The sequence below is a fragment of the Arthrobacter sp. D2-10 genome (assembly GCF_054161285.1).
Window position 1 is genome coordinate 3,170,045 of record NZ_CP096431.1, and the last position, 21,218, is coordinate 3,191,262.

General features: G+C 62.5%; 23 protein-coding genes and 1 tRNA gene. 15 read left to right on the top strand and 9 right to left on the bottom strand.

The features are described 5' to 3' along the window. Window positions 1-42 precede the first annotated feature (42 nt). The gene (locus M1D74_RS14825) at window positions 43-504 is read left to right on the top strand and encodes a MarR family winged helix-turn-helix transcriptional regulator (RefSeq protein WP_309071241.1); all 462 of its coding nucleotides are present in this window, start codon (window positions 43-45) and stop codon (window positions 502-504) included. A gap of 9 nt (window positions 505-513) precedes the next feature. Here the strand turns inward: M1D74_RS14825 and M1D74_RS14830 are convergent, their stop codons facing one another. Continuing rightward, on the bottom strand, window positions 514-1,188 hold the full coding sequence (locus tag M1D74_RS14830; RefSeq protein ID WP_458115798.1) for a FadR/GntR family transcriptional regulator: 675 nt from the start codon (window positions 1,186-1,188) through the stop codon (window positions 514-516). A gap of 76 nt (window positions 1,189-1,264) precedes the next feature. Between M1D74_RS14830 and M1D74_RS14835 the strand changes: the two genes are divergently transcribed. From M1D74_RS14835 to M1D74_RS14845, 3 genes are all read left to right on the top strand, one after another. After that, entirely contained in the window at window positions 1,265-2,491 is a 1,227-nt protein-coding gene (locus M1D74_RS14835) for an alpha-hydroxy acid oxidase (protein ID WP_458115799.1), read from the top strand. A 133-nt stretch (window positions 2,492-2,624) separates the two neighbouring features. Beyond that, window positions 2,625-2,948 carry a hypothetical protein gene (locus tag M1D74_RS14840; protein ID WP_458115800.1) on the top strand — a complete coding sequence of 108 codons (324 nt, stop codon included), beginning with the start codon at window positions 2,625-2,627 and terminating at the stop codon, window positions 2,946-2,948. Window positions 2,949-3,212: 264 nt separating this feature from the next. After that, complete coding sequence (locus M1D74_RS14845) at window positions 3,213-5,348, top strand: FG-GAP-like repeat-containing protein (protein ID WP_458115801.1); 2,136 nt, start codon at window positions 3,213-3,215, stop codon at window positions 5,346-5,348. Window positions 5,349-5,395: 47 nt separating this feature from the next. Here M1D74_RS14845 and M1D74_RS14850 read toward each other — a convergent pair whose 3' ends face one another. Further along, on the bottom strand, window positions 5,396-5,659 hold the full coding sequence (locus M1D74_RS14850) for a CDGSH iron-sulfur domain-containing protein (protein WP_458115802.1): 264 nt from the start codon (window positions 5,657-5,659) through the stop codon (window positions 5,396-5,398). 204 nt (window positions 5,660-5,863) lie between these two features. Between M1D74_RS14850 and M1D74_RS14855 the strand changes: the two genes are divergently transcribed. Genes M1D74_RS14855 through M1D74_RS14865 form a run of 3 tightly spaced genes read left to right on the top strand, consistent with a single transcriptional unit; the run spans window position 5,864 to window position 7,748 of the window. After that, the gene (locus M1D74_RS14855) at window positions 5,864-6,628 is read left to right on the top strand and encodes a hypothetical protein (protein WP_309124039.1); all 765 of its coding nucleotides are present in this window, start codon (window positions 5,864-5,866) and stop codon (window positions 6,626-6,628) included. Then, on the top strand, window positions 6,628-7,098 hold the full coding sequence (locus tag M1D74_RS14860) for a phage holin family protein (RefSeq protein ID WP_309071234.1): 471 nt from the start codon (window positions 6,628-6,630) through the stop codon (window positions 7,096-7,098). Before M1D74_RS14855 ends, M1D74_RS14860 begins: the two co-directional genes overlap by 1 nt. Beyond that, complete coding sequence (locus tag M1D74_RS14865; protein ID WP_458115803.1) at window positions 7,095-7,748, top strand: DUF3618 domain-containing protein; 654 nt, start codon at window positions 7,095-7,097, stop codon at window positions 7,746-7,748. The genes M1D74_RS14860 and M1D74_RS14865 overlap by 4 nt, the downstream gene beginning before the upstream one ends. Before the next feature lie 66 nt (window positions 7,749-7,814). Here the strand turns inward: M1D74_RS14865 and M1D74_RS14870 are convergent, their stop codons facing one another. Then, a complete protein-coding gene (locus M1D74_RS14870; protein WP_458115804.1) occupies window positions 7,815-8,267 on the bottom strand; it encodes a MarR family winged helix-turn-helix transcriptional regulator in 453 nt (150 codons plus the stop codon). 215 nt (window positions 8,268-8,482) lie between these two features. Continuing rightward, window positions 8,483-8,555: transfer RNA gene (locus M1D74_RS14875), tRNA-Ala, on the bottom strand. Between the two features lie 69 nt (window positions 8,556-8,624). On the opposite strand from M1D74_RS14875, the gene M1D74_RS14880 reads away from it, so the two are divergent. The 3 genes from M1D74_RS14880 to M1D74_RS14890 are packed head-to-tail and all read left to right on the top strand — an operon-like array spanning window position 8,625 to window position 11,770. Beyond that, complete coding sequence (locus M1D74_RS14880) at window positions 8,625-10,091, top strand: DHA2 family efflux MFS transporter permease subunit (protein WP_458115805.1); 1,467 nt, start codon at window positions 8,625-8,627, stop codon at window positions 10,089-10,091. A 32-nt stretch (window positions 10,092-10,123) separates the two neighbouring features. Then, on the top strand, window positions 10,124-11,602 hold the full coding sequence (locus M1D74_RS14885) for a S10 family peptidase (protein ID WP_458115806.1): 1,479 nt from the start codon (window positions 10,124-10,126) through the stop codon (window positions 11,600-11,602). 45 nt (window positions 11,603-11,647) lie between these two features. Then, window positions 11,648-11,770 (top strand): hypothetical protein, encoded by a 123-nt coding sequence (locus M1D74_RS14890; protein ID WP_309071778.1) that lies wholly within the window; start codon window positions 11,648-11,650, stop codon window positions 11,768-11,770. 17 nt (window positions 11,771-11,787) lie between these two features. Here M1D74_RS14890 and M1D74_RS14895 read toward each other — a convergent pair whose 3' ends face one another. Beyond that, window positions 11,788-12,288, bottom strand: coding sequence for a DUF456 domain-containing protein (locus M1D74_RS14895; protein WP_309071779.1), 501 nt, complete (start codon window positions 12,286-12,288; stop codon window positions 11,788-11,790). Window positions 12,289-12,393: 105 nt separating this feature from the next. Between M1D74_RS14895 and M1D74_RS14900 the strand changes: the two genes are divergently transcribed. Continuing rightward, window positions 12,394-13,299 (top strand): YrzE family protein, encoded by a 906-nt coding sequence (locus tag M1D74_RS14900; RefSeq protein WP_458115807.1) that lies wholly within the window; start codon window positions 12,394-12,396, stop codon window positions 13,297-13,299. 89 nt (window positions 13,300-13,388) lie between these two features. Here M1D74_RS14900 and M1D74_RS14905 read toward each other — a convergent pair whose 3' ends face one another. From M1D74_RS14905 to M1D74_RS14920, 4 genes are all read right to left on the bottom strand, one after another. Beyond that, entirely contained in the window at window positions 13,389-14,363 is a 975-nt protein-coding gene (locus tag M1D74_RS14905; RefSeq protein WP_458115808.1) for a glycosyltransferase, read from the bottom strand. After that, window positions 14,360-15,388: an iron-containing redox enzyme family protein gene (locus M1D74_RS14910; RefSeq protein ID WP_458115809.1), complete on the bottom strand. Its 1,029-nt coding sequence runs from the start codon at window positions 15,386-15,388 to the stop codon at window positions 14,360-14,362. The genes M1D74_RS14905 and M1D74_RS14910 overlap by 4 nt, the downstream gene beginning before the upstream one ends. A gap of 141 nt (window positions 15,389-15,529) precedes the next feature. After that, window positions 15,530-16,411, bottom strand: coding sequence for a manganese catalase (locus tag M1D74_RS14915; RefSeq protein WP_309071783.1), 882 nt, complete (start codon window positions 16,409-16,411; stop codon window positions 15,530-15,532). A gap of 342 nt (window positions 16,412-16,753) precedes the next feature. Further along, window positions 16,754-17,647 carry an SDR family oxidoreductase gene (locus tag M1D74_RS14920; protein ID WP_309071784.1) on the bottom strand — a complete coding sequence of 298 codons (894 nt, stop codon included), beginning with the start codon at window positions 17,645-17,647 and terminating at the stop codon, window positions 16,754-16,756. A gap of 149 nt (window positions 17,648-17,796) precedes the next feature. Here M1D74_RS14920 and M1D74_RS14925 point away from each other — a divergent pair, with 149 nt between their 5' ends. The 4 genes from M1D74_RS14925 to M1D74_RS14940 all read left to right on the top strand — a co-directional run bounded on the left by M1D74_RS14925 (window position 17,797) and on the right by M1D74_RS14940 (window position 21,152). Next, the gene (locus M1D74_RS14925; protein ID WP_458115810.1) at window positions 17,797-18,753 is read left to right on the top strand and encodes a TIGR03885 family FMN-dependent LLM class oxidoreductase; all 957 of its coding nucleotides are present in this window, start codon (window positions 17,797-17,799) and stop codon (window positions 18,751-18,753) included. Further along, window positions 18,753-20,426: an alpha-amylase family protein gene (locus tag M1D74_RS14930; RefSeq protein ID WP_458115811.1), complete on the top strand. Its 1,674-nt coding sequence runs from the start codon at window positions 18,753-18,755 to the stop codon at window positions 20,424-20,426. Before M1D74_RS14925 ends, M1D74_RS14930 begins: the two co-directional genes overlap by 1 nt. Window positions 20,427-20,583: 157 nt before the next feature. Beyond that, entirely contained in the window at window positions 20,584-20,922 is a 339-nt protein-coding gene (locus M1D74_RS14935; protein ID WP_458115812.1) for a DUF3140 domain-containing protein, read from the top strand. Window positions 20,923-20,984: 62 nt separating this feature from the next. Next, window positions 20,985-21,152 carry a hypothetical protein gene (locus M1D74_RS14940; RefSeq protein ID WP_309071788.1) on the top strand — a complete coding sequence of 56 codons (168 nt, stop codon included), beginning with the start codon at window positions 20,985-20,987 and terminating at the stop codon, window positions 21,150-21,152. The last annotated feature ends 66 nt before the right edge of the window (window positions 21,153-21,218 follow it).

Sequence of the window (21,218 nt, forward strand, 5' to 3'; positions counted from 1 at the left end):
TGATTAGATGGATAAACGGTTCGACAGGGAAGGTGAAAGCGCATGCCCGATCTTTCAGCCTGGTCGACAGGCCGGCTCCTCACAACAGCGGCGCGGCTGGTTGAGCAATCATGGAATCAGCGCCTCGCGGAGCTGGACGTCACGCACGCCGGGTTTACAGCCCTGGCCGTTCTGGCGTCCTACGGTCCGTTAAGACAGGCACAGCTTGCTGAGCTGGTGCACGTACAGGCGCAGACCATTGGGAAAACCCTTAACCGGCTAGAGGCCAGGGGGCACATCGAGCGCACCAGGGGAGACGACGACCGGCGCAGTCAGACGGTCCGAATCACAGAGAAGGGCCGGGCGACGCTCGAGAAGGGCCGCGACATCGAGCGCACGCTGGTGTCGGATGAAGCGTTATTGTCTCCGGAACTGCGCTCGCACCTGCGGGCAGCCATTGAGGAACTTGCAGAGCCCCAGCGCCAGGTCCGCGGCCGCACCGGCCTGCACGCCGTTGACGATTAGTAGCCGGGGCTAGAAGCCGGCCTCCGCATAGAACCCCTCGATGTGGCGGGCAACGATCTCGGCGGCGCGGGCGCCGTCGTCGTTCTGGATAGCGGCGTGGATGTCGCGATGCTCGGCCCGCAGGCGTGCAGAGGTTGCCTCCCAGTCGGGGAGGGTGCGCGTGAGCTTTAACGTGTACCCCTCTATGGACTCTCTCAGCGATGACATCATCGCGCCGATCAGTACGTTGCCTGCCGCTTCAGCGACGGCGACATGGAAGAGGGCGTCCAGCCGCAGGAATTCCTTTTCATCCTTCGCGGAGGAGTCCATTGCATCCAGGAGGGCTGCAGCCTCACTCATTGCTGACGGATCGGCGTGGGCGGCAGCCCAGGTCTCGAGAAGCAACCGTGTCTCGACGATGTCATTGACCGGAAGATGCGACGTCGCCATGTGCAAACGAAGCGCGGACCCAAGGGCAGCTCCGGGGTTGGCTGTGATCACCGTGCCCGAACCTGGGCCGGAACCGACACCGGCCCGCACTATGCCCATCGCCTCAAGGACACGGATTCCCTCTCGCGCGGACGCCCGTGAGATGCCCAGCTGCTCCGCCACCGTTCGTTCACCCGGGAGTCGATCACCGACCGCCAGCCTGCCGGCGGCGAGCTGATTCTCGAGCCAGGACTGAACAAGCTGATGGGTGCGCATGCGGCAAGTTTAGCTTGCATGGTCAGACCACACCGCGCTACTGTGGTCGGCCCACATCTCGACCTGAAGGTTTCTCATGTCCAATAGGCCTGAGGCGCTCAAGCGCCGGATCCCCAAAGTTGCTGATCTTGCCCCGCTGATGCAGTTCAAGAAGCCCGAGTTCAGCCAGAGCGCCAGGTTAAGCCGCGCAAACACCATCGGAGACCTGCGGGCCATCGCAAAGCGCCGCACACCCACCGCGCCCTTTGACTACACGGATGGAGCAGCTGAAGCAGAGATCACGCTTCGACGGGCACGCGAAGCGTTCCTGGACATCGAGTTCCGCCCCGGCATCCTGCGGAACGTTGAGAAGGTCGACACCTCGGTGACTGTTCTCGGCAAGGAGTCTGCATTGCCGTTCGGCATCGCACCCACGGGCTTCACCCGCATGATGCAGTCGGAGGGTGAGTATGCCGGTTCACAGGCTGCTGAAGCCGCAGGCATCCCCTACACGCTTTCCACCATGGGCACGGCGTCGATCGAAGACGTGGCCAAGGCGGCACCGACCGGGCGCAACTGGTTCCAGCTGTACCTCTGGACGGACCGGGAACGTTCCATGGAACTCATCGAGCGCGCGGCCGCCGCGGGCAACGACACCCTCATGGTGACCGTGGACACCGCCGTAGCCGGTGCCCGTCTCCGTGATGTCCGCAACGGCATGACCATCCCGCCGGCCCTGACGGTAAAGACGGTCATCGACGCCTCCTACCGCCCCGCATGGTGGTTCAACTTCCTGACTCATGAACCTCTGGCGTTCGCCTCCCTGAACCGCTACTCCGGCACCGTCGCGGATCTCATCAACTCCATGTTCGATCCGACCCTGACCTTCGACGACCTGGACTGGCTCCGTCAGGTCTGGAAGGGCAACCTTGTCGTCAAGGGCATCCAGACCCTCGACGACGCCAGGAAAGTAGTTGACCATGGCGCCGACGGCATCGTCCTCTCCAACCACGGCGGCCGCCAGCTCGACCGCGCACCCATCCCGCTCCGACTCCTTCCCGAGGTCACTGCCGAGCTGAAGGGCAAGACGTCCATCATGCTGGACACCGGGATCATGAGCGGCGGCGACATCGTGGCAGCCCTCGCCCTGGGAGCGGACTTCACGCTGATCGGACGGGCCTACCTGTACGGCCTCATGGCCGGCGGCAGGGCTGGAGTGGATCGCACGATCGGAATCCTGGAGAAAGAAATTACCCGCACCATGCAACTGCTGGGAGTAACTCGGGTAGAGGATCTCACGCCCGACCACGTGCGCTTCCTCTAACCTTTTTCATCGCTCGGCAGCCGTGTCGATTCTTTTGGCGTGGCTGCCGGGCGACAAAAGCTTTCCCGGGGCTTATTATCATGAGAGGAACTCGCGGGGCGCGGGATCCGTGAGACCTGGGGGTCACAATAAAATGAAACGGCGGCGGGTGCATTATCCGTTGAAGTACCGGCGTGCCCGGACAGTTATCTATGCTGTCGCACTGTTCTGGTTGTGGACCTGGCTTGGAAGCGCAGCGTTCATCGCCAGTCTCTTTCACTCCCCCGTACATGCGATCATCGCCATGTACGCGCTGGTGACCTTCATCCTGCTCTCCATTCCCGTCTTCCTGCTGGCCATCGCACAAATGGCTTTGAACCGGCCGGTCATGATGTCGGAGCAGGCCGTCGTCGTACAGCTGGGGTCGCGGCCGGCGACGGTTGTTGAGTCGATGGGCATCGCCCGCAACGCTTCCTGATTTCCCATTCGTAATTGTTGTCCTAATTGCTCTATGCAATTAGAAATTCACGATAATTACGCCATACATTCTTCCTGCGGGGATCTTGAGGAAAAACTGCGGGTCCTTGGACAATCCTTTGTGAATTCCCGGCGATTTTCCGGAGATTGCTAAACCTATACTTGGTGCGGAGCTTTTGAGCGCCGCCTATTCGAGCGGTCGGGCGCTGCCGTCGGGGGACACGGCGGTGCTCGCTCCAATCCACTCGTACCACCAAGGACCTTCATGCTTTCACTTCAGCGTTCCACTGCTGCGCTCACCGGCATCCTGCTCCTGGCGGCAAGCCTCTCGGTCGGCGTGCACCCGGCGGCGGCACAGTCCGTTCAGCCCGCACCTGCTGCAACCCAGGAGGCCGGACAGACCCACCCGACTACAACTGCGCCGGCCGAAACTGCTTCCAATGAGGTCGCACATACGGAGGCTGCGCCGGCCGATCTAAGTGACCTCTTCCCCGGTGGCATTCCGTCCTACCCCGATCACACCTATGAGGGCGGAACATCGCTCGACGGCCACGGACATGACCTGAACACCCACGCACTGGAAGGGGCAGCGATGTCCCCACTCGGCGCCGGGGGAACACTGGCCCGGAGGGGTGACATCAAGGTTCGACTGGTGACCGTCGATCTCGCGGACAGTACAGCACTGGTTCCCGCGGCAGCGGCAAGGACCGCCATCGCGAAATCCAGCGAGTACTGGAAGAGCATGTCCAACGGGCGCCTGACCATGACGGTGGCTACTGAATCGCTGAACTTCAAATCAGCGGCAAAATCGACGGATTCGTATGACCAGATTATGAACAAGGTCACCGCCGAGCAGAAGTGGTCCTACAGCCCTTACACGGCCCTCGTCGTCTTCATCCCCACCCCCCTTAAGGAGGGTTACCTGGGGTACGGCTGGAGCAGCAGTGGCACCAGCGGCCGCATCCTGATGCCCTACACATCGTCGCTGAGCAACTTCACCACCAACGTGGTGACTCACGAGTTCGGCCATGTGCTGGGCCTTATGCACGCTGATTCGCTGCAGTGCACCAGCGGCAGGCCGGACACGGCCAGCTTCGGGACGGACTGCTCAATCCGCCACTACGGTGATACCTCCGACCTGATGGGTATCTCCCGATGGTTCGACACCCCCGCCATCAGCTCGAGCTTCTGGGACTACGGTGCCTTCGGCCGCGGGGACGAGATCCTCAACGTGGGTGTGGCCTCCGGCAGCAAGACGTATACCCTTCGCCCCTGGGCTGGCACCAGCGCAAATCGGGCGTTGAAGTTCACCGACCCGAAGAGCGGCGAAATCTACTACCTTGAGCTCAGGGTCCCGGTCGGTTTTGACGCGAATACGGCCACCGCCGGTAACCGTGGCGTGAAAGTTGTTCAGAGCGGCGGCCTTACGCCGGCGTCCTCGGTCCTCCTGATGCCATCCAGCAAGCCGTACACGGGTTACTACGCAACCAACACGGCCTGGCAGACGGGCAGTGTCTTCACGACCCATGCCGGGACTACGGTCCGAATCAACTCAGTCTCGGATACGGCGGCCTCAGTGACCATCAGCGCCAGCGTTCCTGTGGCCACCAATCCCGCCCCTGCCCCGGTCCCTGTAGTTGCATCAGGTGGCCGCACGGACATGAACGGGGACGGCAATCCGGACATCGTCGCTCGCGATTCAGCTGGCAACCTCTGGCTGTACCCGAGCACTTCTACCGGACGGTTCAGCGGCAGGGTGCAAATAGGGTGGGGATGGAGCGGCATGAATATGATCCTGCTGCCCGGAGACTTCACTGGGGACAGAATCCCCGACATCATGGCGCGGGATAGTGCTGGGAAACTTTGGCTCTACGCCGGCACAGGAACAGGCGGTGTGAAATCCGGCGTGCAAGTCGGAAGCGGGTGGGGATCGATGACTGCGATCGTGACTCCTGGGGACTTCAACGGTGACGGCTTCGCCGACCTAGTCGCACGCGCCGGTGACGGAAACCTCCACATCTACCCGGGCAACGGGAAAGGTGGATGGGGTGTCCCCGCGCAGATCGGCTGGGGCTGGAACGATATGACTGCAATGCTGAGCACCGGCGACTTCAACGGCGACGGCAAGTCTGATCTCCTGGCCCGCGATTCCAGTGGCGGTCTGCATCTGTATCCAGGAAACGGCAGGGGCGGCTTCCTGGCGAAGTCACAGCCCGGAGCAGGTTGGAACGGAATGACAGCCTTCGCCGGCCCGGGACCATGGGGTGCCGATTCCAATGCCGACTTGATCGCCCGCAACAGCAGCGGCGACCTACTCCTCTACACCGGCAGCGGAACCGGACGCTTCACCGGCTCGCAGAAGATTGGCCAAGGCTGGAACGGAATGTACATCGTGGAGTGATCCGCAAAGGTGATCCGAGAGGTCGCTGACATCGTCTGAGGGCGGGGTCAGCGACCTCTTCGTTTTGCTACTCCTGAATCGGCAGGAAGGTCGGGATCGGTGCGGAAGTTGATGAGCTTATGGGAGCCATCGCAGTAAGGCTTGATGGTCGACGCGCCACACCGGCACAGCGCCACGGTCTTGCGGCGGCGCGGCACGGGTTCCCCCGCAGGCGTCACGATGGCAACTTCTCCCCTCACCAGCAAAGGCCCATCAGGGCACGCCACAATACTGACGTCGTCGTTCCTCGGTGATGATGCTGGCGAAGTCATGGTGTCTCCCTGGTTTTCCTTGCCGCGGCCCTAGTCGCTTCACCGATAAGGATACTAAGCTGGCTGTCCATACAGGACTCGACGAGCTTGTCGGTTATGCGGAGAGTTTTCGTTGCGGTCTTGTGATCATATGCTAAGCATGCTTATTGTGTAGATGCGATGACTTACTTCCCAGGAGTCCTCCACATCAATAAAGGAGTCATTATGAGCACAACGAACTGGTCAGAAGACCCGCTGGTCACCTCAACGCCGGGCACACAGGGCTACTCGTCCTCGGGACAGTCCACTACGTCTGCTGCGAAGGATGAGGCCAAGGATGTAGGGCGGCAGGGCGTGGACGCAGCCAAGGGCGTCGCACAGACCGCAGGGTCAGAAGCAAAGAATGTTGCCCACGAGGCCGGCTCCCAGGCCAAGAACCTCGTTGGTCAGCTTGGGTCGGACCTCAAGAGCCAGGCCGGCACGCAGCAGCAGCGCGTTACGGACGGGCTCCGGTCCCTCACCGACGAGCTCAAGTCCATGGCTGACAAGTCTGAAGGTGGCACCGCGCAGCAGCTCGTCCAGCAGGTCGCCCAGCGTACCGACAGCGCAGCATCCTGGCTCGAAGGCCGCGATCCCGGATCGCTGCTCGATGAGGTTACCGGCTTCGCCCGCCGTCGCCCTGGTGCGTTCCTGCTGATTGCGGCCGGAGCCGGGCTCCTCGCCGGCCGTCTCACGCGCGGTCTGGCCGGAGGATCGGACTCGAGCGGTTCGCCCTCAACCGGTGGGCCCTCCGGCACGGTTGGCGGCGGACAGCATGTCGCCACCTATCCGCCGGTTCCGGACGAGTACGGTACGGACTTGCCAGCGTACGGCGCCGGCATCGATACCCCGCCGGTAGCTCCCCCGACCACGACGCCGACCGTCACCCCCACCACTCCGTTCACCGAGCCGGGCGTAACCGGCCCTGAATCAGGGAGGGACTTCCGCTAATGACTGAACAACACCTCCACGGCTCGCACGCGGCTGGATCGCATGCAGCACAACCGCCACCGCCTTCGGACGGCGATAGAGGGTCGGATGCATCCCTCGGGCAACTGCTCGGAGAGGTCACCCGTGACCTCTCAACCCTGATGCGTCAGGAGCTTGAACTTGCAAAAGCTGAGCTGCGCGAGTCCGGAACCCGCGCCGGTAAGGGCGCAGGTATGTTCGGTGGCGCAGCCGTCGCCGGGCACTTCGTACTTCTTTTCCTTTCCCTCGCGCTGATGTGGGGCCTTGCAGCGATTGATTTCCTCAATCTCGGCTGGGCGTCCGTGATCGTTGCACTGATCTGGGGCATCATTGCCGCAGTTCTCGCACTCAAGGGCAAGAAAGAGATGAAGTCGATCAAGGGCATGCCGCAGACCGCTGAGACAGCCAAGGAAATTCCGCCTACGTTGAAACCAGGAGAGCACACGCCATGAACCAGACACCTGATGAAATCCGCGCGGACATCGAACGCACCCGTCGCGAGCTAGGGAACGACGTCGACGCCGTGGCCGACAAGGTCAGCCCGTCGAACATCGCCCATCGCCAGACCGACAAGGTCAAGAACGCCCTTGGCAACGTCAAAGAGAGCGTGATGGGCTCGGCGCAGTCGGCCAAAGACAGCGTGATGGGGTCGGCACACGACGCCACCCACTCTGCCAAGGGCAGCGCGCAAGGCGCGTCGCAGACCGTGAAGGACAAAGCCCACAGCGCAGGCGATGCACTCCACGACGCACCCCAGCGGGTCACCTCGAAGACGCAGGGAAATCCCCTCGCGGCCGGGTTGATCGCATTCGGTGCCGGGCTCCTCGCGGCGTCGCTCCTTCCGGCGAGCCAGAAGGAAAAGGAAGCGGCTCAGGCCGTGAAGGAAAAGGCACAACCCCTCGTGTCCGAGGTCACCGACGCGGCCAAGGACGTAGCCCAGGGCTTGAAAGAGCCGGCCCAGGAGGCGGTGGATTCCGTCAAGCAGAGTGCTACGGAGTCGGTGAACACCGTGAAGGAAGAGGGCACCAGCGCGGCATCTGACGTCAAGGACCGCGCGCAGGACGCCAAGTCCAACGTTCAGAGCAGTTCGAACACCCCATAACGGCATACATCAGAACCGCCGGTGCTGCGCATTTCATGGTGCAGCACCGGCGGTTCTGTTTTGCCCCTAATTCTGTTGATCAGGCCCACGGGCGCGACCACGGCGGGGAGCCGTTAGATCATTGATAAGGTTTTGCAGCAAGGGCCGCAACTGAGGTGATGCGCGGTGAAGCGCCAGCATGAATTCGCGCTCATGCCGTTCAGCCTCTGAGAGCCGTGATGCGCCGAGATCAGTCAGACTCACTACTGATGTTCGACGGTCACTCTCACTGCTCTGCCGAGCCACCAGCCCCTGCTGCTGAAGACGTGCCAGCGTACGACCAACAGTCTGCGCGGTGACGTGCAGCTGTTCGGCCAACTCCACCTGTGAAAGGGGACCATGCGCTTCGATCGCACGGAGCGTGATGAAGGCAGCGTGCGTAATGCCAAGAGAGAGAAGACGCTCATTCCAGGCATTCTCAGTCAGTCGAGCAGCGGTGGTCAGAAGCCTTTCTGTGGTCCATGAATCGATGTCCGACATCTCCGCCTCTTCCCAACGTGGTCCGGATCGGGGATTTGTAGCCGGCTGCTCCACGGATAATTCTCTTGTACCACTCTTTGAAAGTGAACGTGTATCGAACCCCGGGTATGCCCGAAAAATGGGTGCAAAGAAACGCGAGAGAGAGACTCTTGAGGTTGCTTGTTACTTGCAGTAGATGGGTTCACCCGTCGTGCCCACGCGTGAAAGGCGAAAAGTGGAGCCTAGGGGAATCGAACCCCTGACCTTTTCATTGCGAACGAAACGCTCTACCAACTGAGCTAAGGCCCCGCAGCAACCAAGATACCCCAGCACCTGGGCGGAGAACCAAATGTCAGCGCCCGGCTGTACCCTCAAACCATGCAATCCTCCGCCCCCGACATTCGGGAGTGGCCGGCGCTCTGGTCGCTCGTCATCGGGTTCTTCATGATCCTGGTTGACTCGACCATCGTGTCCGTCGCTACCCCGGCCATCATGCAGGGGCTGCAGGCTGACATTGACAGTGCCATCTGGGTGACCAGCGCCTATCTTCTCGCCTATGCCGTTCCGCTGCTGATCACGGGCCGCTTGGGTGACCGATTCGGGCCACGTCGCGTCTATCTGGCCGGTCTTGCCGTTTTCACGGCATCCAGCGCCCTGTGTGGTTTTGCCGGCACCATTGAGCTTCTGATCATCGCCCGCGTCCTTCAGGGACTCGGTGCGGCGCTGATGACCCCACAGACCATGTCGGTCATCACCCGCATCTTTCCGCCGGACCGGCGTGGGTCGGCAATGGGGCTGTGGGGTTCCGTAGCGGGCATTGCCACCCTCGTCGGACCAATCCTGGGCGGAATTCTCGTGGATTCGCTCGGCTGGGAGTGGATCTTTTTCGTCAACGTGCCGGTCGGCGTCGTCGGACTGGTGCTTGCCTACCGGCTGGTACCGGAACTGACCACCACAAGTCACTCGTTCGATCTCCTCGGCGTGGTGCTCAGCGCAGCCGGGATGTTCTGCCTCGTGTTCGGGCTACAGGAGAGTCAGAGTCATAACTGGGGACCTATCGTCGGTCCCATCTCGGTATGGTCCCTGATCATCACAGGCGCCGTACTGTTCACGGCCTTCCTTGTCTGGCAGCGTTTCAACCGCAAGGAACCGCTCGTCCCGCTCAAGCTTTTCCGGGACCGCAACTTCTCGCTCGCGAATACGGCGATCTCCGCGATGGGCTTCACGGTCACCACCATGAGTCTCCCGCTCATGCTCTATGCGCAGAACGTCCGCAATCTGTCGCCCACCGAGGCGGCAATGCTCCTGACTCCCATGGCCGTCATCTCCGGTGTCCTGGCGCCGTTCGTCGGCAAACTCGTACAGCGGGGCAACCCGAAGTACATGGCCATTTTCGGATTCTCCGGTATGGCCACAGCACTCTTCTGGTTGGCGTCGCTGCTCACACCGGACACTCCTATCTGGCAACTGCTCCTGCCCCTCGCACTGATCGGTCTCGCGAGCGCAGGAGTTTGGGCTCCGGTCTCGCTGACAGCCACCCGAAACCTTGCGCCGTCGCTCGCCGGTGCGGGTTCCGGTGTCTACAACACCACGCGGCAGGTGGGAGCCGTCATTGGCAGCGCAGGGATTGCTGCGATCATGCAGGCACGCCTGGTAGCCAACGGTGCGGTGGACGCTCCGGAGCGCGCCGGTGAGTACGCGGCGGCCATGGGGCAGTCGCTGTTGCTGCCCGCATGCGTTGTCGTGGTCGGATTGATCGCTGCCCTGTTCTTCGCCCGGCCCGAACAGCGTCAGCCATGGAACGCCGACGTTCAGCCCGCGGTCCGCACCTCGAGACAGGGGTAGTTGCCTATTACAACCACCGCTAGGCTCAGGGTATGGCTGAAGAATTCGCAACTGAAGACACCACTGCCGAGAAAACTGAACCGGCCGCAGTAAAAGAGGTCAGCGACGACTTCGTGACGCGGCAGCACACCGCACCGTCAGGGCTTGCCTACACCACAACCACCGGCAGGCTCGTGCTGCGACGGGAAGAAACCAAAGACGGCAAATCCGAGGGGTTCAAACCCAAGGCGGAGATCTTCGTGGTCGCCTACACCCAGGACAACGGCGCCTCGAGCAGGCCCGTCACCTTCGCGTTCAACGGCGGCCCGGGTTCGTCCTCGGTGTGGCTGCACCTCGGCCTCCTTGGACCGCGCCGGGTGAACTCGGGAGACGTCGGCGCCATGACTCCCCCGCCGTTCGGCCTGGTCGACAATCCGGAGACCCTCCTCGAACACAGCGACCTCGTTCTGATCGACCCGGTCAGCACCGGATTCTCAAGGGTCATTGAGGGCGAGAAAACCGACGAATTCCACGCCTTTGTCGAGGACCGGGACCTGGTCGCCGAGGTCATCCGCCTGTGGACCACGCGCAACAACCGGTGGCTCTCGCCCAAATACCTGGTCGGCGAGTCTTATGGAACGCTCCGCGCGGTCGCTGTAGCGGGCCGACTGTTCGACGCTTACGGGATGACCGTCAACGGTCTGGGGCTCATCTCGACCGTACTCAACATGTCGACCCTCCGGTTCTTCCCCGGCAGCGACACCCCGTACGCCCTGCACCTGCCAACCTATGCGGCGATTGCGCACTATCACGGTCGCCATCCCGGCCGGGAGCTCTCCGACGTCGTCCGTGAAGCGGAAGAATTCGCCTCCCGTGACTACGGCTATGCACTGACCCAGGGCAATCGACTCACGCAAAGCGAGTACGACGACGTCGTGACCCGCCTCAGTGCCCTCACCACCCTGGGCGAGGACTTCATCCGCCGAACCAATTTGCGGTGGGCCTATCACGAGTTCGCTGCTGAGTTGCTGCGGGCTGAAGGACTGGTGGTGGGCCGGATCGATGGGCGCTTCACCGCTCCGCCGGCCAACCTTCAGTCCTCAAGTTCGACGGACGACCCAAGCATGCGGGCCATCACCGGGCCATTCGCAGCAGCGATCAACCACTATGTACGCGCCGAACTCGGATACGAGAACGATCTCCCCTATGAGATTCTTACCGCGCGTGTGCAGCCGTGGAGTTACCGGACATTCGAAGGTGCACCAGTTGACGTGAGCGATGTGCTTGAGCGGCTCATGGTGCATAACCCGGCCCTACGGGTTCACGTTGATTATGGCTACCAGGACGGTGCCACACCGCACTTCGCGGCGGAGTATGTGTTCGCGCATATGAATCTCCGGGAAGAGGCACGGGCGCGGATTTCGCATCACTACCACGAGGCCGGGCACATGATGTATCTCAAGCCGGAGTGCAGGCTCGCCCAGCTCGAAGCCCTCAGGCTATTCGTCGCGGACCGGTCGACATCCGAATAGTCAGTGTGCTTACTATGGAGGCTCACTCCACGAAAGGCGCACAAGATGCTGAAGAAGATCCTATGGATGCTCGCTCCGGTTATTGCCTCGAAACTGCTCGGTAAGCGCCAGCAGGGCCGGACCAACACCAGGTACTCGCGTGGAAAGACCCGCGGCTACAGGCGGTAGCAGGGCAAGTGGGCGGGTCAGCGCGTGGAGAAATGCGCCCAGACGGCGAGAACCCATGCGCTGCCCGCCGCGCAGGCCAGCAGAAGCTCGACCAGGATGCCCACGCCCATGGCTTTGAGTGCCGCTCCGCTCGACGACACGGCAGCCCGAAAGTCATGAAGACGGGCAGTCTCGCTCAACAGTAGGCCCACAACAAAGCCGACGATCAAGCCCACCACAGGGATGATGAACATGGCCACCACGCCAAGCACGAGCCCGATTGTGATGGATCGTCCCGGTATCTTCCGCTGACGCAGTTTGCGCCCCGTCAGTATGGTCCCCGCGAGAAGACCCGCCACCGCGCAGGTTCCGCCGATCGCAAGGGCGGTCCAACCGGAAGCGCTCGTCACAGTAAGCGCCCACACCAGCAGCGACACAACGATGAGGATGCTGCCGGGCAGGATCGGAATCACCACTCCGGTCACGCCAACCGCTATGGCCAAGCCGCAAATAACAGTTATCAGAATCTCCCAGTCCATGCTCCTAAGCATGCCATCGGCAGGTGTGGCGCCCTTGTACACGCCACACCGAAATACTAAGGTTGCTTATTAAGTTGCCTTAGGGCCCTGAAATCAGGAGACATCATGAGTACACCAGGAACAGGGAACAACGATCGGGACTACCGCCCCAAGCACGCGGATGATTCCCTGACACCGGATGTGGGCGGATCCAGCCGCGCCGATGCACGCCGATCCCAACCGGAGACCCGCGCGATGAACGTAGACCGCGACAATGACGGCGTTGACGACCGCGACGAGCGGACCGCCGCAGTACCGGTGTCCTCCAGTAGGGATTCCTATAATCAGGACCGTCGCCCGCGGAAGCTGGATCCGGATGATCGGGACTACGACCGCGACTATGACGGCAGCCGTGACGGCAACAACGGCGTTGCGCCGGTTCCTGTCGGGGCGGAAAGGGATGCGCTCCATCAGCGCGAGAAAGAGACGTTCGGCGGCATGAAGTTCGGTGCCGCGTTCTTCGGTTGGCTCACCGCTACAGGCATGGCGGTCATCCTCACCGCTCTGGTCGCGGCCGCCGGCGCTGCCTTCGGCCTGTCGACCAACACGAACCTGAACGAAGCAACCAACCAGGCATCCCAGAACCCGCAGACCGTGGGGATAACAAGCGCGATCATCCTGCTGGTCATCCTGTTGGTGGCCTACTACTGCGGAGGGTATGTCGCCGGACGCATGGCACGGTTCAACGGAGCCAAGCAGGGCGTCGCCGTCTGGCTCTGGGCAATCATCATCGCTGTGCTGGTCGCAGTTCTGGGGCTCATTTTCGGCTCTCAGTTTGACGTCCTCGCCAACCTGAACAGCTTCCCCCGCCTTCCGCTGAACGAAGGCACACTGACCACTGCCGGCATCATCGCTGTCGTAGTAGCCCTGCTTGCCGCGTTGGCGGGTGCTGTACTCGGCGGACTGGCCGGCATGCGGTACCACCGGAAGATCGACCGTACCGACTACAACGAGATCGACAACAACGCCTAGGTCGGTCCGGCTGCTTCGAGAACTGGCGCAGGTTTGGCTATCCCGGAAGCCCGGGAACCAGTCAATCCTGTGCCAGTTCTTTGTTCGGGCTACGGCACAACGCGGACGTGCGCATACTTCCGACGCAGCGCCCGCGAGGAATTTCCGGCATTCGGCAGCCGTGAGCCCGCGTAGGGGACGCCACCGGCCAACCGCATGCCGAGCGCGGCCCAGACGGTAAGCATTCGCTCGGCCACCCATGCCGGCGCCCACAGCGCAGCCGTTGGCGGGAACACCGCCCTGCCGCCCCGCCGTCGTCGTCCTCGTTCCGCCACACCGACGACGACGGCGGCGGCAGGCAAGCAGGCCCCCGCGCCGAAGCGGCGCACCAGCAGGATCAATGCGGGAAGCAGCGACAGCTCCAGAAGCAGCCGGAGCGGCTGGGCGAAGTCGTCGTACGCCTGCCGGACCCGTTGGCGGCCGAAGTGACCCGTTTTCGGCGGGATCCGGCCGACGAAGAGATCATCCGCCCGTATTTCCGTCCCACCTAAGGCACGAACCGTGCGGAGCAGCTCCAGGTTCTCAAAGAGGACGTCACCGTCATAGCCGCCGCTCGCGTCCATGACTGAGCGGCGGACACCCAGGGTACCCGGAAAGTCGGAACCAAAAGCGCGGTTCAACAGCGTTCTGCCGGTGTCCCAGCGGGCATGCCAGGGCCAGGATAGGAAATGGTTCTGGGGGCGGACCACGTGACCCTCGTCGAGTAGATCCACCAGGCGGCGGAACGCGCGCTCGGCATAACGGACGTCGTCGTCGGCAATGACCACCCGCTCACAGGAGGCCTCCGCCAGACCGGTGAGGACACCTGCCACCTTGCCGTTGCGGCAGGAGTGGCGCGGCCGGAGATGGCGGACGGATGCAGGGAGAGCAGCGGCGTGACGGGCGAACACCTCATCCGGCGACCCATCGACAACAATCACCTCGGCCCACTGCACCACCTCGCCGAGGTACGCTGCGAGCGCTTCAATGCCACAGTCCTCGGTCCAGCGCAGCGGCAGGATGTATGTGGCCGCAGGTGGAGTCATGCTCGTGCTGGCGCGGTGGTCCGCAGGGACGACTCACCTTTCTCCCAGGCGGCCATGATGTGTTCACCGAGCATGCCGTCCAGCGTCAACGCTGCAGCGGCACCGAAGTACACGTCTTCCAGCAGCTCCGGCTCTGCTTCGACCAGCCCGCCGGCCAGGTCCCGTCCGGCAATCTGCTCATGAACAGCGTCGGCCTCGACATGCTCGTCGAAATACCAGGTGACGTCCTCCTCGAAGCCAAGACGACGGAAACCGTTCCCGTAGAGACGGTTCGGCTGGGATGAGGTCATCTCGTACGCCGCGAGGTGGCCCACGATGGCGCCGCGAAGGCGGCGGTTCAGCCCGAACATCGACATCATGTTGGTCGAAGCAAGCGTCAGGGCAGGGACTGCGTCGACGTAGCACCCGTAACTGTCCTCGAGGTCCAGGCCTCGCATAGTGCGCGCAAAAAGGGCCGAGTGCATACGATCCTGGCGTCCTCCCCCGTATTCGTCAGCCTGGATCTCAACCATGGCCGCTTTGGCCCTGCCGCTCAGGCGGGGAATGGCCCAGGTATGCGGGTCAGCTTCCTTCAGCTGATAGATGGACTTGTGAATCAGGAATTCCCGGGCCTGTTCCAGCGAGGCCTTCTTCGCGACGAACCGAGAGACGCTCGGTCCAGTGTCGGCAGCGGCCAGCTCGAACAGCACTGCCGCCACGCCGTCGCTGTCCCGCGGTTGCAATGAGGGAAGTTCGACGACGTCACGCAGGGCAGCTTCAAAGGTCCGCTCGATCTTACGGCGGATCGAGATCAGTCCCGGCTCCCACTCCCATTCGGCATGCGCCAGGTCGATACCGCTGTAGTGCAGCTCATACAGACAGAAAAGCGTCAGCTGCAGATCATCATCTGCAAGGATTCCGGTGGTCTGGCCGAGCGCGTCCTGCACCGCGAGTGCCAACGCATCAATGCTCTCGCTGTTCGGTGCCTGTGGCAGCAGTTCCAGCAGAGCCGTGCTCGCGGCCCCGCGTGCTTCAGGAATCCTCATGACAAACCTTCCTACCGGTGGGCCGACGTCGTCGTCCCCATCCATCACATAGTACTAAGCCCTCTGTCTATCAGGTGCGGGCGTAACCCGGAAACAGCCCGCTGCTTCAGCAAGCAGCGGGCTGTTCGAGAGAGGGTCAAACTACTCCTTATGGAGCTTGTCCTGCACGGCACCGGCCATCTTCTCCATGGCGTTCGGCAGCTCGGTTGTCCCGTAGAAACGCGAGTCCGGATGCGTAGGCGGCGGCATGGGAGCCGAGGTGGTCGGACCCTCGTGATACGAGAACTCGCCGTGCCCGTCCGGGGTGGGCCCGGAAGCCCATGAACCTTCGGATGCGGCTTTTCCGTCCGAGAAGTTGAGGTACTGGTAGGACACGCTGCGCTCTTCCTTCTTGAGAGGGAAGTTGCTCGGCACCGGGAAGTTCTCCGCCCCTTCTTCCTGCAGCTCACGTGCTGCGGCCATCCACTGGTTCTGATGCATCGTGTCCCTCGCGAGGAGGAAGGAAAGCATGTCCCGTACGCCGTGGTCGTCGGTCATGTGATAGAGCCGGGCCACCTGCAGCCGCCCCTGCATCTCCGCGTTCGCGTTGGCTGTGAAGTCCGCCAGCAGGTTGCCGCTGGCAGTGATGTAGCTGCCCTGCCAGGGGTTGCCCATGCTGTCGACGGGACGTGCACCCGCGCCGGCAACGATGGCCTGCTGCATGTCCGTCCCACCAACGACGGCGGCAATCGCCGGGTCTGACTGGACCGCGTCTTCGGTGATGCCGAGAGGCGCCTTTTCAAGCAGCTGCGCGATCATGGTCGCGAGCATTTCGACGTGGCCGAATTCTTCGGCACCGATACCGAAGAGCAGGTCACGGTACTTTCCGGGTATGTGGGTGTTCCAGGCCTGGAAGCTGTACTGCATGGCAACGGTGATTTCACCGTATTGCCCGCCCAGTACTTCCTGCAGCTTGCGCGCGTAAACGGCATCCGGCTTATCGGGAGTCGCTTTGAATTGCAGTTCCTGTTTGTGGAAAAACACGGGGTTACCTCCGCAATCGATGGCTCCTGCACTGAACGGCCAACTCATCTGTACGGCTGGAGGACAGGAGACCGGGTTCTTCGACGCTAACCCGCGGTCCCGACCCAAGGGAAGTAATAAGCTTACTTATTTTCCTGTGAATCAGCTCCAAGAAAATTCCAAGGTGCGGCCCCGATAGTTAAGGGGCAGGACAGAGGCGGGCGAGACCACCGGCTCCTCCTGCTGGCACTGGTTACCAGAGCCCCCCCGAGCGGGACCGCCTCGTTTCCCCGACTGAGGCGGCCCCGCCCGGGAACACTCAGCAAACCGTTACCCGAACGCTACTTCGTCACCGCAGGCGAGTTACGGCGTCGGGCTTCCGCCGTTAACGTTCAGCGTCTCGCCGAGCACGTAACTGGATTCAGGCGAGGCGAGGAAAACATATGCCGGCGCCAGTTCCGTGGGCTGCCCCGCGCGGCCCAGGGGCGTGTCCTTCCCGAACTCCGGCAGTGCATCCTTCGGCTGGCCGTCGGAAACCTGGAGCGGCGTCCAGAAAGGGCCGGGCGCTACCGCGTTCACACGGATTCCGCGAGGCGCCAACTGCTGGGCCAGGCCTTTCGTAAAGTTGTTGATTGCCGCCTTGGTGCTCGCGTAATCCAGCAGCGTCGGGGACGGGTTGTACGCCTGGATGGATGTGGTGTTGATGATGCTCGATCCAGCAGGCAGGTGCTGCAACGCTTCGCGCGTGATGCGGAAGAACGAGTAGATGTTGGTCTTGAACGTGTGGTCGAGCTGCTCATCGTCCAGGTCCTCAAGCCGCTCCACCGCGATCTGCTTGCCGGCGTTGTTGACGAGGATGTCGAGGCCGCCCAGGCCCTCGACCGCCTGCGCCACCAACTGCTTGCAGAACTCGCCGTCCTTGATGTCGCCCGGCAGCTTCACGGCCTTGCGCCCGCATTCTTCGATCAGGCGGACAATTTCATCAGCGTCGGCCTCCTCCTCGGGCAGATAGGAAAGTGCGACGTCGGCGCCTTCCCTGGCGTAGGCGATCGCCACTGCCGCTCCGATCCCGGAATCAGCACCCGTCACCAGGGCCTTCCGCCCCTCGAGGCGACCGGTGCCCCGGTACGATTCTTCACCGCGGTCAGCCTGCGGGTTCAGGTCACGGTCCAGGCCGGGTTCCGGCTGGTCCTGCTTGGGCGGCGAGATCTCCGGAAAGCGGGTGACAGGGTTCTGGAAGGTGTACTGGTCGCTCATGCGTTCCTCCTGGTACGTGGAAGTTTGGGTAGCACCCTTGAGGGCCATTGGCAGTACGGATAGGCTCGAACAACAATTGCTAAGCCTACTGATCACACTAGGACGGACCGGCTCGCCCGTTCAAGAGCCCTCCACGGAAAGGCCAGCGCATGCCCCTCATCGGTTTCCACGCTTCCCACGAACAGATCGCGCCGGGACAGCTCCTTGCAGATGTACAGATGGCGGAACAGGCAGGGTTCGATGCCGCGATGTGCTCGGACCATTTCGAGCCATGGTCCGCGGTTCAGGGGCACTCCGGTTTCGCCTGGTCCTGGCTGGGAGCTGCTCTTGCCACCACGGGGTTGCGCTTCGGCGTCGTCACCGCCCCCGGCCAGCGTTACCACCCCGCGATCATCGCGCAGGCCAGCGCAACCCTGGCAAGTATGTTCCCCGGCCGGTTCTGGGCTGCCCTCGGCAGCGGCGAGAACTTGAACGAGCACATCACCGGTGACCCGTGGCCGGCAAAGGCCGAGCGCCAGCGGCGCATCGAGGAGTGCATCGACATCATCCGGCGGCTGCACGACGGCGAGGAGGTCACCCATCGCGGTCTGGTCACCGTTGAGCAGGCCCGCGTGTGGGACGCGCCGGAGGTCAAGCCTCCCCTGATCGCTCCGGCGGTGAGCGTGGAAACGGCTGCCCGGAGCGCCCGTTGGGCCGACGGCCTGGTCACAGTGAACCAGCCGCACGAGAAACTCACCGAGATGATCAATGCCTACCGGGAGAACGGTGGACAGGGCAAGCTGATCCTGCAGGTCCACCTGTCATGGGCACCCACGGAGGAGGAAGCCGTGAAGATCGCCCGGTCCCAGTGGGCGTCGAACTGTGTGACTCCTCCGACCACCTGGGACCTGGCTCGCCCGTCTGACTTCGAGGAAGCCACCAGGGACCTTACCGAGGACAAGCTCAGGGAAACTGTACAAATTTCGCCTGACCTGGCTGTCCATGCACAGCGCCTACGGGAGTTCGCGGACCTCGGGTTCGACGAGCTCTACCTCCACTTTGTGGGTACGGAGCAGAAACCGATCATCGAGGCCTTCGCTGAACACGTGTTGCCCGAGGTGCGCTGATGCGCATCACCGACACCTCGGACCTGTGGTGGAAGAACGCCGTTATCTACTGTCTCAACATTGAGACTTTCTGCGATTCCAACGGTGACGGGGTCGGTGACTTTGCCGGCGCAGCCCAACGGCTGGACTATCTGGCGGAACTCGGGGTGACGTGCGTGTGGCTCATGCCGTTCTACCCCTCGCCCCAGCGAGACGACGGTTACGACATCGTCGACTTCTACGGAGTGGACGAACGGCTGGGGTCGCTGGGTGATTTCGTCGAGTTTGCCCGTACGGCGAAAGACCGTGGAATGCGGGTGATCGCCGACCTGGTGGTGAATCACACGTCGGATCAGCATCCGTGGTTCAAGCAGGCGCGGTCCTCGAAGGACAATCCCTTCCGGGATTTCTATGTCTGGCGTTCTGATGCACCGCCGGACACGTCGGCGGAGGTTGTCTTTCCCGACAAGGAAAACTCGATCTGGAGCAAGGACGAGGAAAGCGGCGAGTGGTACCTGCACCGGTTCTACTCCCATCAACCGGACCTGAACGTGGCCAACCCCCAGGTACGCGACGAGATAGCAAAGGCCATCGGCTTCTGGATGCAGCTCGGACTTTCCGGATTCCGCGTCGATGCCGTGCCGTTCTTCCTGGAAACGCAGGGGCAGGACAACCAGACCGGTGACCCGCATGATTACCTGCGGGACCTCCGCCGGTTCCTCTCACGCCGGTCCGGTGATGCGGTCCTCCTCGGCGAAGTGAACCTGCCGTATGAGCAGCAGGTTGCGTTCTTCGGATCTGCGGCTGATGAGCTCAATATGCAGTTCGACTTCGTCACCATGCAGCAGATGTACCTGTCACTGGCGCGCGGAGATGCGAGACCGCTCGCACGCACTATCACGGACCGCCCGTCCATCGATGGGGATTCCCAGTGGGCGACTTTCGTCCGCAACCATGACGAGCTGACCCTCGACAAACTGCTGGACTCGGAACGCCAGGAAGTGTTCGAGGCCTTCGGGCCCGAGGAGAGCATGCAGATCTACGGGCGCGGATTGAAGCGACGGCTCCCCCCGATGCTCGGGGGAGACCAGCAACGCCTCCGCATGGTGTATTCGTTGTTGTTCTCGCTGCCCGGCACCCCTGTCCTGTTCTATGGGGAGGAGATCGGCATGGGCGAGAACCTCGAAGCCGAAGGACGGATGGCCGTGCGCACCCCGATGCAGTGGACGCATGAGGAGAGCGCAGGTTTTTCTGCCGCCCCTCCGGATCGGCTGGTCGCCCCGCTGGTGCAGGGCGAGTACGGACAGACCAAGATCAACGTCGTGGACGCACGCCGCGACCCCGAGTCATTGCTGGCTTTCATTGGAACTCTCATCCGCCGCTACCGCGAGTGCCCCGAGCTGGGATGGGGGACCTTCTCCCTCATAGACACCCCGAGTCCCTCTGTCTTTGCTCACCGCTGCGACTGGGAGGACCATTCGCTCTTCCTGTTTCACAACTTCTCAGACCAACCGGCAGAAGTTTCGGTCACGCTGAAGGAGAGCGATGTTCCCGAGGGCGGCGGGATCCTGACAGACCTGCTGGAGAACTCGATGACGGACATCGCCGTGGGCGACAAATTGAAGGTCAAGCTGCCCGGCTACGGATACCGCTGGATGCGCATTCAACTGCCCGACGCGGGGAGGCTCTGGTAGTGCCGGGCTGGAAGTAGCTGCCGGAGCTAGAAGATGGTGGCGAAAAAGCCTGCTCCGATGGACGCCACCATCGCGATGACGATGAGCCAGACAATAGGGGCGCGGTACTTGTTGATGAAACCCATGATGAAACCAGTGTACGAGGGCAGGAGAAGGCATGAGCAACAGCACAGGCGTTGATGAGGTCTGGGACGACTGGAAAGAGGCCGTCAACATGACCGCCTCCGAGTTGGAGAAGTGGCTGGACAGTGACGAGTCAAAGGCAGTCGGGCAGAAGGACGACGGCGGCGAATCGGTCGGCCATGCGTCCGGCCGACGCATCGTCAAACTCCTCTCCACGAAGAAGTCAGATCTCACCGACTCGGATGTCGAGCACATGCGCAAGGTGGTGGGGTACGTGCACCGCCATCTGGCACAGAAGCCGTCCTCCGACGTCGAGCATTCGAAGTGGCGTTACTCACTCATGAACTGGGGGCACGACCCGCTGAAGGCATGAGACCGGCGTAGCGGGCACAGGGCGCCGTCGGGCCGTTTTTCGTCCCTTGCTAGAATTGGGACATGATTCCGGCCAGCTTACAGATGCCCCGTGCGCTTGTACGGGCGCTGGCCGTGTTCCCGAACCGCCTGCTGCTGACCAAGCGGGCAAGTGGAACCAACGGATGGATGAGTTCCTGGGGGACCAACGCACACGGCGAGATCGCCGGCTGCCCGCCGCCACGTCGCTGACCTGCATCTGCCCCTCATCGATCAGGACCGCAGATGCCCCATGCCCGCGGACACTCCTCGACGAAA

Bases quoted from the DNA above. Each gene is read 5' to 3' on its own strand.
- M1D74_RS14895 (WP_309071779.1), bottom strand. From the start codon at position 12,288: ATGGACTGGGAGATTCTGATAACTGTTATTTGCGGCTTGGCCATAGCG.
- M1D74_RS14850 (WP_458115802.1), bottom strand. From the start codon at position 5,659: ATGACTTCGCCAGCATCATCACCGAGGAACGACGACGTCAGTATTGTG.
- M1D74_RS14900 (WP_458115807.1), top strand. From the start codon at position 12,394: ATGAGTACACCAGGAACAGGGAACAACGATCGGGACTACCGCCCCAAG.
- M1D74_RS14840 (WP_458115800.1), top strand. From the start codon at position 2,625: ATGAAACGGCGGCGGGTGCATTATCCGTTGAAGTACCGGCGTGCCCGG.
- M1D74_RS14890 (WP_309071778.1), top strand. From the start codon at position 11,648: ATGCTGAAGAAGATCCTATGGATGCTCGCTCCGGTTATTGCCTCGAAA.
- M1D74_RS14905 (WP_458115808.1), bottom strand. From the start codon at position 14,363: ATGACTCCACCTGCGGCCACATACATCCTGCCGCTGCGCTGGACCGAG.
- M1D74_RS14825 (WP_309071241.1), top strand. From the start codon at position 43: ATGCCCGATCTTTCAGCCTGGTCGACAGGCCGGCTCCTCACAACAGCG.
- M1D74_RS14830 (WP_458115798.1), bottom strand. From the start codon at position 1,188: ATGCGCACCCATCAGCTTGTTCAGTCCTGGCTCGAGAATCAGCTCGCC.
- M1D74_RS14860 (WP_309071234.1), top strand. From the start codon at position 6,628: ATGACTGAACAACACCTCCACGGCTCGCACGCGGCTGGATCGCATGCA.
- M1D74_RS14910 (WP_458115809.1), bottom strand. From the start codon at position 15,388: ATGAGGATTCCTGAAGCACGCGGGGCCGCGAGCACGGCTCTGCTGGAA.
- M1D74_RS14880 (WP_458115805.1), top strand. From the start codon at position 8,625: ATGCAATCCTCCGCCCCCGACATTCGGGAGTGGCCGGCGCTCTGGTCG.
- M1D74_RS14935 (WP_458115812.1), top strand. From the start codon at position 20,584: ATGAGCAACAGCACAGGCGTTGATGAGGTCTGGGACGACTGGAAAGAG.
- M1D74_RS14835 (WP_458115799.1), top strand. From the start codon at position 1,265: ATGTCCAATAGGCCTGAGGCGCTCAAGCGCCGGATCCCCAAAGTTGCT.
- M1D74_RS14925 (WP_458115810.1), top strand. From the start codon at position 17,797: ATGCCCCTCATCGGTTTCCACGCTTCCCACGAACAGATCGCGCCGGGA.
- M1D74_RS14865 (WP_458115803.1), top strand. From the start codon at position 7,095: ATGAACCAGACACCTGATGAAATCCGCGCGGACATCGAACGCACCCGT.
- M1D74_RS14940 (WP_309071788.1), top strand. From the start codon at position 20,985: ATGATTCCGGCCAGCTTACAGATGCCCCGTGCGCTTGTACGGGCGCTG.
- M1D74_RS14885 (WP_458115806.1), top strand. From the start codon at position 10,124: ATGGCTGAAGAATTCGCAACTGAAGACACCACTGCCGAGAAAACTGAA.
- M1D74_RS14855 (WP_309124039.1), top strand. From the start codon at position 5,864: ATGAGCACAACGAACTGGTCAGAAGACCCGCTGGTCACCTCAACGCCG.
- M1D74_RS14845 (WP_458115801.1), top strand. From the start codon at position 3,213: ATGCTTTCACTTCAGCGTTCCACTGCTGCGCTCACCGGCATCCTGCTC.
- M1D74_RS14920 (WP_309071784.1), bottom strand. From the start codon at position 17,647: ATGAGCGACCAGTACACCTTCCAGAACCCTGTCACCCGCTTTCCGGAG.
- M1D74_RS14870 (WP_458115804.1), bottom strand. From the start codon at position 8,267: ATGTCGGACATCGATTCATGGACCACAGAAAGGCTTCTGACCACCGCT.
- M1D74_RS14930 (WP_458115811.1), top strand. From the start codon at position 18,753: ATGCGCATCACCGACACCTCGGACCTGTGGTGGAAGAACGCCGTTATC.